The 14431-nt window shown below is 41.4% G+C and carries 13 protein-coding genes; 7 read left to right on the forward strand and 6 right to left on the reverse strand.

Features of this window, described 5'->3' with window-relative positions:
* Positions 1-21: 21 nt before the first annotated feature.
* Positions 22-1398 (reverse strand): sigma-54 interaction domain-containing protein, encoded by a 1377-nt coding sequence (locus J2S07_RS03485; RefSeq protein ID WP_370872779.1) that lies wholly within the window; start codon positions 1396-1398, stop codon positions 22-24.
* 189 nt (positions 1399-1587) lie between these two features.
* Between J2S07_RS03485 and J2S07_RS03490 the strand changes: the two genes are divergently transcribed.
* From J2S07_RS03490 to J2S07_RS03505, 4 genes are all read left to right on the forward strand, one after another.
* On the forward strand, positions 1588-3360 hold the full coding sequence (locus J2S07_RS03490) for a sensor histidine kinase (RefSeq protein WP_307149006.1): 1773 nt from the start codon (positions 1588-1590) through the stop codon (positions 3358-3360).
* Positions 3326-4060 (forward strand): LytR/AlgR family response regulator transcription factor, encoded by a 735-nt coding sequence (locus J2S07_RS03495; RefSeq protein ID WP_307149007.1) that lies wholly within the window; start codon positions 3326-3328, stop codon positions 4058-4060. The genes J2S07_RS03490 and J2S07_RS03495 overlap by 35 nt, the downstream gene beginning before the upstream one ends.
* Positions 4061-4229: 169 nt before the next feature.
* Complete coding sequence (locus tag J2S07_RS03500) at positions 4230-5681, forward strand: carbon starvation CstA family protein (protein WP_307149008.1); 1452 nt, start codon at positions 4230-4232, stop codon at positions 5679-5681.
* Positions 5682-5834 carry a hypothetical protein gene (locus tag J2S07_RS03505; RefSeq protein WP_307149009.1) on the forward strand — a complete coding sequence of 51 codons (153 nt, stop codon included), beginning with the start codon at positions 5682-5684 and terminating at the stop codon, positions 5832-5834.
* A gap of 62 nt (positions 5835-5896) precedes the next feature.
* Here J2S07_RS03505 and J2S07_RS03510 read toward each other — a convergent pair whose 3' ends face one another.
* Entirely contained in the window at positions 5897-7621 is a 1725-nt protein-coding gene (locus J2S07_RS03510; RefSeq protein WP_307149010.1) for a methyl-accepting chemotaxis protein, read from the reverse strand.
* A 305-nt stretch (positions 7622-7926) separates the two neighbouring features.
* Here J2S07_RS03510 and J2S07_RS03515 point away from each other — a divergent pair, with 305 nt between their 5' ends.
* Positions 7927-8259, forward strand: coding sequence for a hypothetical protein (locus J2S07_RS03515; protein ID WP_307149011.1), 333 nt, complete (start codon positions 7927-7929; stop codon positions 8257-8259).
* A 110-nt stretch (positions 8260-8369) separates the two neighbouring features.
* On the opposite strand, the gene J2S07_RS03520 is transcribed toward J2S07_RS03515, so the two are convergent.
* The 4 genes from J2S07_RS03520 to J2S07_RS03535 are packed head-to-tail and all read right to left on the reverse strand — an operon-like array spanning position 8370 to position 11806.
* Positions 8370-8666 (reverse strand): ferredoxin family protein, encoded by a 297-nt coding sequence (locus J2S07_RS03520; protein ID WP_307149012.1) that lies wholly within the window; start codon positions 8664-8666, stop codon positions 8370-8372.
* The gene (locus J2S07_RS03525; protein ID WP_307149013.1) at positions 8666-9961 is read right to left on the reverse strand and encodes an FAD-dependent oxidoreductase; all 1296 of its coding nucleotides are present in this window, start codon (positions 9959-9961) and stop codon (positions 8666-8668) included. Before J2S07_RS03525 ends, J2S07_RS03520 begins: the two co-directional genes overlap by 1 nt.
* The gene (locus J2S07_RS03530; protein WP_307149014.1) at positions 9945-10979 is read right to left on the reverse strand and encodes an electron transfer flavoprotein subunit alpha/FixB family protein; all 1035 of its coding nucleotides are present in this window, start codon (positions 10977-10979) and stop codon (positions 9945-9947) included. Before J2S07_RS03530 ends, J2S07_RS03525 begins: the two co-directional genes overlap by 17 nt.
* Complete coding sequence (locus J2S07_RS03535) at positions 10979-11806, reverse strand: electron transfer flavoprotein subunit beta/FixA family protein (protein ID WP_307149015.1); 828 nt, start codon at positions 11804-11806, stop codon at positions 10979-10981. Before J2S07_RS03535 ends, J2S07_RS03530 begins: the two co-directional genes overlap by 1 nt.
* A gap of 443 nt (positions 11807-12249) precedes the next feature.
* Here J2S07_RS03535 and ahpC point away from each other — a divergent pair, with 443 nt between their 5' ends.
* Positions 12250-12813 carry an alkyl hydroperoxide reductase subunit C gene (gene ahpC / locus J2S07_RS03540; RefSeq protein ID WP_307149017.1) on the forward strand — a complete coding sequence of 188 codons (564 nt, stop codon included), beginning with the start codon at positions 12250-12252 and terminating at the stop codon, positions 12811-12813.
* A 12-nt stretch (positions 12814-12825) separates the two neighbouring features.
* Positions 12826-14355, forward strand: a complete 1530-nt coding sequence (gene ahpF, locus J2S07_RS03545; RefSeq protein WP_307149018.1) for an alkyl hydroperoxide reductase subunit F — start codon at positions 12826-12828, stop codon at positions 14353-14355.
* The last annotated feature ends 76 nt before the right edge of the window (positions 14356-14431 follow it).

The raw sequence follows: 14431 nt of genomic DNA on the forward strand, positions 1-14431 counted from the left end.
CGTTTTGCGATCCCCTTTTTACTAGTCCTCAAAAAATATTCCGTACTTTCTTAATTTCTTATATAGTGTTGCCCGTGACATGCCAAGCTTCTTCGCTGCTATACTCTTATTCCCGTAGGTACTGTAAAGCACTTCCCTAATTCGTTCCTTTTCCAGCCTTTCTTTCTCCTCTATTAGGGTGGGAACTGGTAAATCAGGAGATTGCAAGGGTTCCAGATGATCATCTAAGATTTGCAACACATCAGACTCTGTAATCTCCCCATGATCGTTCAGCACGACGAGCCTTTCCATCATATTTCGGAGCTCGCGAATATTCCCTGGCCACTGATATCGACTTAAAATCGATAAGGCTCCTTCGGTAATCCTGTAATCCTTTTTATCATACTTGTGGGCATATTCCTCAAGAAAGTCATAGACAAGATGAGGGATATCATCCTTTCTCTCCCGAAGAGGAGGAATCTTAATTGAAAAAACATTCAGCCTGTAATACAGATCGGAACGAAATTTCCCTTCTGCCACCATTTTTTCTAATACCCGATTGGTCGCAGCAATAATTCTCACATCCAGCCTTTTGGGTGTTACCCCTCCAATTCGATATACCTCTTTATCCTGCAAGGCCCTTAATAGCTTTACCTGCATATCCAAAGGAAGCTCCCCAACCTCGTCCAAAAACAAGGTTCCACCGTCCGCAAGCTCCAGCTTCCCTGGTTTTCCTCCCTTTGCAGCGCCGGTATAGGCCCCTGCTTCATAACCAAATAATTCACTTTCGAACAAAGCACTTGGGATTGCCCCACAATTTACAGGAATGAAGGACTTCTCATTGCGCAAGCTCTTCTCGTGAATGGCATGGGCAAATAACTCTTTACCAACACCACTTTCCCCACTAATTAGAATCGTCGCATCTGTAGTCGCAATTTTTTTTGCATGATGAATGGTCTGTTGTAGGACAGTATTGATTCCCTTGATTTTTGAAAAAGGATCATCATGCTGCTGGTTCATGTGGTGCCTAAGCTGTTGCAGCTCCTTCGATGCGGAGGAAAGCTGCTCATTCAACTGGATCGTTGATGTAATATCCTTCTCTATCGATAGGCTCCCAATCACTTCATTTTCCTCATTAAAAATTAAGCTTGTGCTAATAAGAACATGCTTATCTGGCCTCGGAATATGGTAGACATCTCGAACTGGCTGTCTTGTTTCCAAAACCTTGAGATGCATGATATCCTCCTTCTGAAAAAATTGCCGGATATCCTTGCCTAGTACTTCTTCCTTTTTAATTTGATACGTACTTTCCGCTGCTTCGTTCCAATAAACAATCTCTCCTTTCACATTCACAACTGAGATTGCCTCCTCTAAAGAAGACAGGATTGCATCTAATGTGGAAAAAGCAAAATCTTGCATGCACATCACTCCACCGAAATTTTAAGAGGAAATATTGATATCAACATATAACCTCGGACTAGACAAGAAAAAAATAACTAGCTTTTGTTCTGCTTATATCTAATCTTAAATATTACTACGAATATTCGCAATCATGTATAATTAATAATAGAAACTGTCCTATAACACCTATAGGAAGGAGTTCTCTCCATGTTTATCTTGTTAATTACGATGATCGAACGCCTTGGGATCCTTGTGATGATTGCGTTTATCCTCACTCGGTTCCGTTTTTTTCGAGATATGTTCTATCACGATGATCTTAATCGAAAACAGCAATATACCGCCATCCTATTCTTTGGAACCTTTGGAATTATCGGTACCTATTCTGGCTTAACGCTAAGTACAGAGAGCTTGCAATTCCATCCTTGGACCTCCGATCTGAACTCGGATGAAGCTATTGCCAACTCCCGTGTCATCGGGGTTGTGTTAGCAGGGCTTCTTGGTGGATACAAAGTGGGGATCGGTGCTGGTTTAATCGCAGGAATCCATCGTTTCACACTTGGCGGTTTTACAGGCATTGCCTGTGGGCTTGCGGCCATTGTCTCTGGAGTGATCTCTGGATTTTTCCATAAGAAAAAGAAGCATGTGAAACCTGGAACTGCTTTTTTGATTGGCGCTATTTCTGAAGCCATTCAAATGATCATTATCCTTCTCATTTCCCGGCCCTTTGAAAAAGCACTTGCATTGGTTGAAATTATTGGCATTCCTATGATTTTGGCCAATGGACTCGGATGTACTCTGTTTCTATTAATTATTCGAAATGTCCTAAATGAAGAGGAAAAAGCAGGTGCCCATCTCGCTCAAAAAACATTGCGAATTGCGGAAAAGACGCTGACCCATTTAAGAAATGGACTGACCTATGATACAGCCAAAGAAGTCTGTCATATTCTGAATGAGGAAATCAATACAAGCGCCGTTTCCATTACCAATCTTAACGATATTCTAGCTCATATAGGGCAAGGAGAGGATCACCACAGAGCGGGGATCCCTATCCAAACGCAGATTACACTAGATGCGATTAAAGAGGGGGAAATCGTTGTTGCAAACAGGCAGCATATCCATTGTCGCATGGATGGGTGCCCATTAGATACCGTTGTGATTGCTCCCCTTAAACAACGTGGGATGACGATTGGTACATTAAAGCTTTATTTCCGCTCGGAAAAAGAGGTCAATCCTGTCGTGATGGAGCTAACTGCAGGCATAAGCTCACTGCTTAGTAATCAACTTGAAATTGCCGATGTAGAGAAGGCCTACCAGCTAGCGAGAGAGGCTGAAATCAAGGTGTTGCAGGCACAAATTAGCCCTCACTTTCTATTTAATACGTTAAACACGATCCTATCGCTTGTACGGATTGAACCAGCAAAGGCTCGGAAATTGCTTATCTATCTTTCTAGATTTTTGCGGCAAAATCTAGAAATTACAACCGAGCATACAACCACACTCGAGCAGGAATTAAAGCATGTAAAGGCCTATTTAGCAATTGAAGAAGCGAGATTCGTCAATAAACTGAGAATCGCCTATGAAATTGATGAAGATGCGCTTGTTCAACAAATTCCACCTTTAACCTTGCAGCCCATTGTCGAAAATGCGATAAAGCATGGGATGAAAAACAAAGAAAGCAATTTTGTTCTAAAAATTAAGATTCAAAAACTAGATGGACATATCTCTGTCAGAGTAATAGACAATGGCAATGGAATGAGCACTAAACGAGCCGAACAGCTAAGTAAGGCCCCTATTCATTCTGATGTTGGGACTGGATTAGCTCTATATAATGTCAACCGAAGATTAACGATGAAGTTTGGTGAGCAAGCCGCCCTCCTTATAAAAAGCGAATTAAATATGGGAACAGACATCAGCTTTTCTGTCCCATGTAGCGAGGTGAATATACATGACAGGATCTATCAAAGTGCTCATAGTGGATGATGAACCATATAGCCGAGATGAGTTAAAACATTTATTAAGCTCCTTTCATTCCATACAAATTGTGGGGGAAGCTGAAACGGGAGAATCCGCCATTCTAAAAACAATTGAACTACAGCCCGACGTGGTCTTTTTGGATGTAGAGATGCCGAAGCTATCTGGAATGGGTGCGGCAAAAGCTCTGATGGAATTAAGAAAGATTCCTCTTATTGTTTTTACTACCGCTTATCCTCAATTTGCAGCAGAAGCCTTTCGCTTGAATGCAATTGATTATTTGCTTAAGCCCTATGATGAGGAACAGCTTCAGGATACCATTGCCCGAATTGATAAGTTCTTCAATTTGGATATGGAGCTTGATTCAGAGAAATTTTCTGGAAAACTAGCTGTAGAGGCAGATGGGGAAATTATTTATCTAGAACCAAAGGATATTCTCTATATTATTAAAGAAGAAAAAATGACCAAGCTCATTACGAATAATGGAGAGTTCGAAACCAAATCATCACTTAAGGATTTAGAAAATAAGCTTTTGGCCTTTGGTTTTTTCCGAATTCATAAAAGCTTCCTTGTTAATCTTGAATATGTCGTACGACTAACACCTTGGTTCAACGGTGCCTACCAGCTCCAAATTGCTGGAAGAAAGGAACAATTGTCGGTAAGCAGAAACTACGTAAAAGCCTTAAGAGCAAAATTAGAAATTAAATAAATACTATATTCATAGTACATACAAGTAATAATCGAATTTTTTACATGTAAACCCTTACATTTGACATAATAACCTGAATTTTCTACCTGTTGTCTCAAATCCTCCTTAGATTTGCCCATTCTTTTTATAATGAATAGTAATTTCAAATTTTTATAGAAGGAGTGAGGAGATGTACACATTTTTAGGTGGAATTGCACTTTTAATTATTGGTTATTTTACGTATGGAAAATTTATCGAAAAAATGTTTGGTGTAAGGGAAGAACGTCCAACGCCTGCCTATGTGAATGCAGATGGTGTTGACTACATGCCAATGAGTACACCAAAGAACTCCCTGATTCAGCTTCTCAATATTGCTGGAACAGGACCTGTATTTGGACCTATTATGGGAGCGCTTTATGGACCAGTTGCTTTCATCTGGATCGTGGTCGGCTGTATCTTTGCCGGGGCTGTTCATGACTATTTAACGGGAATGATTTCAATCCGTAATAAGGGTGCACATCTTCCAGAGCTAGCAACCAAATTCTTGGGAAAAGCAATGAAGCATGTTGTTAATGCCTTTGCACTCCTACTGCTCATATTAGTTGGAACGGTGTTCGTTTCCACACCAGCAAGCCTTCTTCATGTATTAACGGAAGGGAAGATTGCAATAGGGATTATCATTGCAGCGATTTTTATCTATTACATTTTAGCCACTTTACTACCATTTGATAAAATCATTGGACGCTTATACCCGTACTTTGGTGCAGTGCTATTAATTAGTGCTGTTGGTGTAGGCGGTGGGCTAATTATCACAGGGGCTCCAATTCCTGAGCTTTCACTAACTAATTTCCACCCTGCTAACGCACCAATTTTCCCATTGATATTCTTTACCATTACTTGTGGTGCTCTATCAGGCTTCCATGCTACTCAAACACCGATGATTTCACGTACCACTCAAAAGGAAGGGCAAGGAAGAAAAATTTTCTACGGTATGATGATTGCAGAGGGTATTATTGCGATGATTTGGGCTGCTGCCGCTATGAGTATGTTTGATGGCTATGGTGGTTTACAGGAATTACTTGCAGCTGGTGGTCCAGGGGCGATTGTAAGTGAAGTTTCAACTACTTTACTTGGTGCTATCGGTGGAACACTTGCGGTACTTGGAGTTGTCGTACTTCCAATAACTTCTGGAGACACCGCCTTCCGTAGTGCACGTATGATTATTGCTGATTATTTGAATATTGCTCAAAAGAAATTTAGCAGCCGTCTTTGGATTGCATTACCAATGTTTGCAATTTCTGTTGCACTTACGCAAATTGATTTTAATATCCTTTGGAGATATTTCAGCTGGGCGAACCAGTCAACCGCTGTTATTGCCTTATTCGTAGGGGCGATGTATCTCTATATTGCGAAAAAGAACTACTTTGTCGCTTTGATTCCAGGTTCTTTCATGCTCGTCATGGTCATCACTTATATTCTAAATGCACAAATTGGTTTTAGAATGTCGATGACAGCATCATGGATTGGCGGTTTCATAGGATCTGCCATCCTATTGGTTCTCTTCTTCATTGCGGCGAATAAAGCTCGTGCAAATAATCTTCCGCTTGAAGAAGATGTATCTGGCTGGAATAAGGTGGCCTAATTGAGCTGCTGCAAGCCTGGGTATCGGGAAATTGTCAATGAAAAGGAGAAAGAGATTAATGAAAAAGGAAGCAACCATCTCTCTCCTTTTGTTAAAGTAATCGCTGTGATTATTACGATTGGAGCCATTACGACAGCCGTTTTTCTCATATGAATACTCATTAACCGCCTGTGATATGAAAAATCACAGGCGGTTTTTTCGCTCTGATAAGGTGCTTACTCATCTTGAAGCTGAAAACGCTCAGTTATTTTCGTGAGAGATTGTGATAGTTGGTTCAATTTAGTCCCGATGCCATTTGTATTTTCCATTAATTCAATCTGTTGTTCACTAATGGTGAGCATTTCCTCTGAACTAGCCACCGTCTCCTGAGAAATGGAGGTAAAATGAATAGTTGCTTGCTCTAGTTTTGGTAGAATTTCTACTAATCCCTTAAGCTCCCCCTGAATCCCTTGGAGACTTCTGCTCTCTTCTACAATATTCTCCATTAAGTCATCAAAGGAATTTTTCACCTCACTGGCCATAGACAAATTGGACTTAACTTTCGAGTGCATCCGTTCAAATGCATGAGTGGCACCTAATGTTATATTTTCCATATTGCCGATGGCCGATGTAATATCCTCCGTTACTTTAGTGGATTGTTCCGCCAGCTTTCTCACTTCCTGTGCCACTACAGAAAATCCTTTCCCTGACTCTCCTGCTCGTACAGCCTCAATCGAAGCATTCAAAGCTAGGAGCTTCGTTTGCTCTGATATTCCGCTAACAAGTCCAACCAGCTTCGTAATAATACTAGAAAAATGCTTCACTTCATTTATCGTGTTCGTTAGATGTTCAAAATCTTTTTCAAACTGATAAAATGTCGAAATCAATTGACTGATATTGGCCTCTCCATACTTAGCTGTTTTGTTCATTTGCATAGAGCCCTCAAAGACTGATCCCATGCTTTCGATCATGGTTTCAATGAAGTGTTTCATTTCCCTAAAACGATTTGCGCTATCCTCGGAGCTGCTTGCTGTTTGTTCTGCACCCGTCTTAACGACCATGATGGCTGTTACTAGATCATGGCCAGAATCAAGAGCATGGTTGGAGGATTTCATTAAATCCCCGCCGGTTTGCTCAAGCTCTTTTATCGTGGTTTTCAGTTTAGATAATAATTCCTCCATATGAGCAATCATAGAGTTATAACTTTTATGTAAGGAAGTAATTTCTGGGACTGTTGTTCGAATAGGATTGGCTGCCTCTATTTTTCCATCGCGAACCTTCCTCATGGTATTTCGTAACATATTCAGAGGATTCGTCACCGTTCTCATTAACAACAAAATAATAGCAGTGGCGACTGATATGCTAATGATTATTCCTGTAATCGTAAAATAAACCATTTGGTTAATAGGCTCCATATAGGAATGAGTGCGTACAAGCATGACATAAATGCCGTTCAATTCCTTCAATTCCCGGTAGGTAATCGTGTATTCCTCATTTCCAATCTTTTCATGGAACAGGCCTTTCTTTGAAGCGATAATCTTCGCACTTGTTTTCTCAGAAAGGGTTGGAAGGGACTTTGCACTCACCTTGAAAGGATGGGTTTCTCCGTCCTTTATGTACAGGATTTCCGCAGATATTCCATCATTCTTGAGAATTTCATATTGGGAGCGGACATTTGCTTCAAGCTGCTGCATAAAATATTTCTCATCGCTTATGTATACAAACTTTAGATTCTCAGCCACATAGCTCATCATTTCCGTTTCACGCATTAATCTTGTTTCAATTGCATTCATCGTTGTCTCCTTTGATTTAAGGTAGGAGCTCGCTCCTACTCCAACAACTGCGAGAATAAGTAGAGACACAAATAAAATAAAAAGTCTGGTACTTAAGCTTAACTTTTGAAGTGCTAGCAAATATTTTTCCCTGAATGTCCTTGATGAGCTCAAACTGCGAATTTTCAAATGAATGCCCTCCAATAATCATAATCGTATCTCAAATTATACAGAGGGAATGTAAAGTGAATGTAAATATTCTGGAAGTTTGGTTAACTCAGTGTTAAGTTTTCATGAAGGGTTCAGTTTGCATTTGTGAGAAAAAGGGTTCTGTTGCTTAGAAGCTGTCGGTATGAAGACAGCTTCTGTTTTGTTTTCTAAATATTCAATAAATATAAATCTTTTTTTCTCTTCAAACATATACTAATCTAAATTACTTAACTTTTCATATATTCTCATTCTATAAAAAACAATAAATTAAAGGAGCGATGTAGATGGTAGAAACCATTAATTTTCGGGAATTTTATCAAAAGAAGCCTATTCCCATTCACCCAAACGACCGATTGGCGATACAGAATGAGTCCAATTGTGTAGATATCTTTCAGCATTTTACCCATTGGTTAATTGCATTAGAAGGAAATGAGTTCACTAGAGGGCAGTGCCAATGGCGCGTCTTGATTTATCCTTCCGATGAGGGAGGGGGATTCAATTATTGGCTTCCATTCTTTCGAACCTCATATCTTGCATCCTTTCATGAAGCTTTAGAGATCTTAAAGGAATTCGAGTCAAAAGCCAATCAGGATCAACTGATGACCATTCAAAGATAAATAAGACATAAAAGGATATTTTTATTTCCTTTTTACCAAGAATTGTGAAAAAAGTACATATCCCCCCCAACAAAAAAGGACTTCACAACGTGAGCCCTCATCTCCTTCAATTATCCTAAACGGAAGACAATTCCATGACCACCCTTTGGATATTCCCACCTAATATTCTGATGCGGACAGCCAATTCGGCAGCTTCCACATTCATGACAGCCCTCATAGCCAACATGCATGCGAATATCCTCCCATTTATAGATTTCAGCTGGGCAAAAGATGGTGCAAATTTTATCTGGACATTTCGTTAAGCAAATGTCTTCGTCCTTCACATGAAGATGTGATTTTGTATCGGCATTAAAGCGAACAAGATACTGCTTTTCCTCGATAGACTGATAGTTTTTCTGTCCACTCATTATTTAATCACCTTCCACGCTCGGTACACATCGCGAGCTAACTTCATTTTTTCCTTTGTGGTGCCTAGATCACTCCAAATCTTCTTTTGCTTTTCCCATTTCGATGAGCCATCGACGGTGAACATTTGACTTGCTGCCTTATTCACCATCGGAATATAGTCTGTAAAATATTGCGGGAACTTATCAAAATGATGGGTCGAATCCTTATATTTTTTCATATCCTGACCAACAAAACTGGATAAGAGCTTCGTACGATATTGATCGAGTATTCTTTCAGAGAAATCCCCTACCTCTTTCGCTGAAAGGATTGTTTCTGCAGCTAGACGGCCTGAGGTCATAGCGAGGTTGGAGCCCTCCCGGTGAATCGCATTCACTAGCTGTGAAGCATCCCCAATCACGATCACGCCATCCCCTACAATCTTCCCCATGGAGTTATAGCCGCCCTCTGGAATCAAGTGGGCTAAATATTCCTGAGGCTCACTCCCTTGAATATAAGGGCGGATCATCGGGTGACTCTTGACGTATTCAAGCAGCTCATAAGGCTTGATCTTGTGCTTAATCAGCCCGGATAACAGCGTTCCGACCCCAAGGCTTAACGTATCCTTGTTCGTATACAAAAACCCCGTCCCAAGAATGCCTTTCGTTGCGTCACCGAATAGTTCAATCGTACAACCCTGGTTATCCTCCAGATTAAAGCGGTCCTCGATAATTTTTTTGTCTAGCTTCAAAATTTCCATCGTAGCCAAAGCGACCTCATCTGGTCGATATTCTTTATGGAAACCGAGGGATTGTGCCAGTAAGGAATTGACTCCATCAGCAAGAACGACTACATCCGCATACACTTCTCCATTCGGACGATCCGTCCTTACTCCAATCACCTTCCCATTCTCCACAATGCATTCGAGTACGACCGTCTCATTAATGAGAATCGCTCCCTGCTCAACGGCTTTATCAGCAAACCATTGGTCAAACTTTGCGCGCAGGACTGTGAAATTATTATAGGGCTCCTTTGCCCATTCCATTCCTTTATAGCTAAAGGTAACAGCTGACTCCTTATCCATCATCATGAATCTTTGCTCCGTGATGGGACGCTCAAGCGGAGCCTCCTTATAAAACCCCGGGATCAAGTCCTCCATCATCTTTCGGTAAAGAACACCGCCCATGACATTTTTGGAGCCTGGGTATTCTCCTCGTTCCAAAAGGAGAACACTAGCCCCACCCTTTGCTAAATCGTAAGCACACGAAATTCCAGCTGGGCCTGCACCGACAACAATGGCATCAAACTTCTCCGACATGACTAACCTCCTCCCTTGTCATGGCCTGTTGAAACTGTTCAATTAGAATCGGAACAATTTCGAAGGCATCTCCGACAATTCCATAATGACAAGCCTCAAATATCGGTGCTTCCGGGTCCTTATTAATGGCGATGATAAGCCCTGAGTTCTTCATCCCCACAATATGCTGAATGGCCCCGGATATCCCAATGGCAAAGTATATTTTGGGCGTAACCGTTACACCTGTCTGTCCAACCTGATGGGCATGCTCAATCCAGCCTGCTTCCACGACATCACGACTGGCTCCGACCGCACCTCCCAAGCTTTCAGCAAGCTTGTGAATCAGCTGGAAGCCCTCTGCGCTTCCCAAACCTTTTCCCCCAGCGACAATAATATCCGCCTCATCAATGCGTACCTTCTTTGTCGTTTCTTTCACAATTTCCAGCACCTTTGTGCGGATGTCCTCTTCTTTTAATGAGATGCTTTCTTCTATTATTTTGCCCTTTCTCCCAGGCTGTGGTGTGAGCGCCTTCATCACTTTGGCCCGAACGGTGGCCATTTGCGGCCGGTACTTTTTACATAAGATCGTTGCCATAATATTTCCGCCAAAGGCTGGCCGGCTCGCAAGCAGGAGCCCTGTCTCCTCCTCAACATCCAGCTCCGTCGTATCTGCGGTCAGCCCTGTTGGTAAATCAGTAGCAACCGCACTCGCTAAATCCTTTCCTGTTGAGGTAGCACCATAGAGGATGATCTCAGGCTTGTATTTGTTTGAACAATGAAGAAGGGCCTGCATAAAGGATTCTGTTCGGTAGTTTTTAAAAATCGGCTGGTCATAGATATAGGCAATATCTGCACCATACTCAAACATTGTATCGGCTAAGTGGGAGATATTTTCCCCAATTAGTATGCCAGCAAGATTGCATCCCCGCTTATCCGCAAGCCCCCTTCCCGCTCCCAAGAGTTCTAGAGAAACAGGAGCAATCGCCCCATCCTTCTCTTCAATGAATACCCATACATCTTGGTAATCGTGGAAATCCATTATGCCTCCCCCTTCACTGTAAACAGCTCTTTCTTTTCAAGAATAATAGAAAGCAATTGTTCCACCTGCTCCTTTGGATTTCCCTCCAAAAGAGTGCCTCCTTCTGGCTTCGGTGGAGACCAGACCTTCGAGACGATGGTTGGCGAGCCCTTCAAACCCAGCTGTTTAATATCAACATCCTCTAAATCATCGACAGACCAGATATGGGGCTGATATCTTGCTGCTTTTAACATATTGGGGAATGGAGAATAGGGTACCTCATTAATCGTTTTTTCAACTGAAAGAAGGCATGGCAAGGTCGATTGAACGACTTCATAGCCATCCTCCAGCTTGCGGTGAACTTTCATATACCCTTCATCCTTGTTTATCTCAACAACCTTATTAACCGAGGTAAGCGGAGGGATATCAAGTCGCCTTGCGATTCCAGGACCAACTTGTCCCGTGTCACCATCTATCGACATTTTTCCACAGATGATCAAATCAACAGGGCTTTCCTTTGAGATTTTGTCTAGCGCTTTTGTTAAGGCATAGCTGGTTGCAAGCGTATCTGCTCCAGCAAACCGCCGATCCGTAATTAAATAGCCTTCATCCGCTCCAATTTCGATGCACTTCTTAATCGCTTTCACCGCAGGAGGTGGACCCATCGTGAGAACGGAGACTTTGCCCCCATATCTTTCTTTTAATCGAACGGCCTCCTCCACTGCATGGGCATCATAAGGATTCAGGATCGCTGGTGCGGTCCGCCGATCCATCGTATTTGTCTTCGGATTCATTTTGATAATCTTCGTGTCGGGCACTTGCTTAATGCAAGCAACAATATGTAGCATCACATAACCCCCTTTTTCATAGACCTTCCTCCGTAAAAAATGTAGCCTGTTTACTTTTACTATATTAAGAGACGAGCATTTAAATGCGAATATTCTAATAATTATCGGAAAAATAACACTAAAAAAAGGACTAAAAGTTCCCGCAGTTAGCCCTCTTGATTCACACACATATTCATTACCTATTGTTATATACTATCCAAAGTGAAAAAGTTTCTGTAAATAATTTTTCCTTTTCTGTATTTATGACTATTTCTATCATAACCAATTATTGGCTAGGCGCGAATGAAATCAATAAGTTTTCATTTGACAAAAACTATTATTTCTATATAATTGTATTGTGTAAATAATAATAAATATAAATAGATAATAATTATAGGAAAGTTGGGCATACTAGTACTCAACAATCTATAATTTAATAAATTTTATAATGGAGGAATTTATCTATGTCACTTATTGGAAAAGAAGTACAACCATTTACAGCACAAGCTTACAAAAACGGTGAATTCATCGAGGTTACCGAACAAGATTTAAAAGGCCATTGGAGTGTCGTTTGCTTCTACCCTGCAGACTTTACATTCGTTTGTCCAACTGAGCTAGAAGATCTTCAAGATCAATATCCTGCTCTTCAAGAACTAGGAGTTGAAGTGTTCTCTGTTTCAAGAGATTCTCATTTTACACATAAAGCATGGCACGATACATCAGAGGCAATTGGAAAAATTACTTACACAATGATTGGTGACCCTGCACATGTACTTTCTCGCCAATTTGATGTATTTATTGAAGAATTAGGACAAGCTGACCGCGGTACTTTCATTATTGACCCTGATGGTATCATCCAAGCTATCGAAATTAATGCTGATGGCATTGGCCGTGATGCAAGTACACTTATTAACAAAATTAAAGCTGCACAATATGTTCGTAACAATCCTGGTGAAGTGTGCCCAGCAAAATGGAAAGAGGGTTCTGAAACACTTAAACCAAGTCTTGATCTTGTAGGGAAAATTTAAGGAGTCCTTGAAATGAGATTAGAAGCAGACATTAAAGCACAGCTTGATCAATATCTCCAATTGATGGAGAATGATATCCTGATTAAGGTCAGTGTAAGTACGGATGATTTATCAAATGACATGCTTGCTCTTGTTGATGAGCTAGCAAGCATGTCAGCTAAGATTAAAGTAGAAAGAACAACCTTGGAAAGAACACCAAGCTTTAGCATCAATCGTATCGGAGAGGATACAGGGATTGTATTTTCCGGTATACCACTTGGACACGAATTCACTTCCCTTGTATTAGCATTGCTACAAGTAAGCGGTCGTGCTCCAAAGGTTGACCAAAGTGTGATCGATCAAGTGAAAAGCCTAAAAGGTGAATATCACTTTGAAACTTACGTCAGCCTTAGCTGTCATAACTGTCCTGATGTTGTTCAGGCACTTAATATTATGAGTGTTCTCAACCCTGGAGTCACCCATACGATGATCGATGGTGCTGCCTTCAAAGAGGAAGTTGAAAGCAAGGGAATTATGGCAGTTCCAACTGTTTTCTTAAATGGGGAAACATTCGGCAGCGGTCGTATGACACTGGAAGAAATCCTTGCTAAGATGGGCAGTACTCAAGACGTTTCTAAGCTTTCTGAAAAAGAACCCTTTGATGTTCTCGTTGTTGGCGGCGGCCCTGCTGGCGCTAGTGCAGCGGTCTACGCAGCTCGTAAAGGCATTCGTACAGGTATTGTCGCTGAACGCTTTGGCGGCCAGATCATGGACACGCTCGGCATTGAGAACTTTATTAGTGTGAAGCATACTGAGGGCCCTAAGCTTGCAGCAAGTCTTGAAGAACATGTCAAAGATTATGATGTTGATATCATGAATCTACAGCGTGCTAAACATTTAGAAAAGAAAGAGTTCATTGAAATTGAGTTGGAAAGCGGTGCTGTACTAAAAAGCAAAACCGTTATCCTTTCAACAGGTGCTCGCTGGCGTAATATTGGCGTTCCAGGTGAAGTAGAGTTTAAGAATAAAGGTGTTGCCTACTGCCCTCATTGTGATGGTCCATTATTTGAAGGAAAACACGTTGCTGTCATTGGTGGCGGTAACTCTGGTATTGAAGCAGCAATTGATTTGGCTGGGATTGTGAAACATGTAACAGTGATCGAATTTGCTCCAGAGCTAAAGGCTGACTCGGTCCTCCAAGACCGTCTCAACAGTCTTCCTAATGTAACGGTCATCAAAAATGCTCAAACAAAGGAAATTACTGGTACAGATAAAGTTAACGGTCTTACCTATGTTGACCGCGCCACAGGTGAAGAGCATCATGTTGATTTACAAGGTGTGTTCGTTCAAATTGGTCTTGTTCCAAATACAGACTGGTTGGGGGACACGATTGAGCGCAATCGCATGGGTGAGATTGTTGTTGATAAGCATGGAGCAACAAGTATCCCTGGTGTATTTGCAGCCGGTGACTGTACAGACAGTGCATACAAGCAGATCATCATTTCTATGGGATCAGGTGCAACCGCAGCTTTAGGTGCATTTGATTATCTAATCCGAAATTAATAGAAGCTCTTGCAAACTTTTAGTTGTTACGATCAAAGGTCGCTTTACTTTTCTAGTAAGGCGGCCTTTTTTTTGC

It is taken from the genome of Anoxybacillus andreesenii (genome assembly GCF_030813005.1).
Lineage (GTDB): Bacteria > Bacillota > Bacilli > Bacillales > Cytobacillaceae > Robertmurraya > Robertmurraya andreesenii.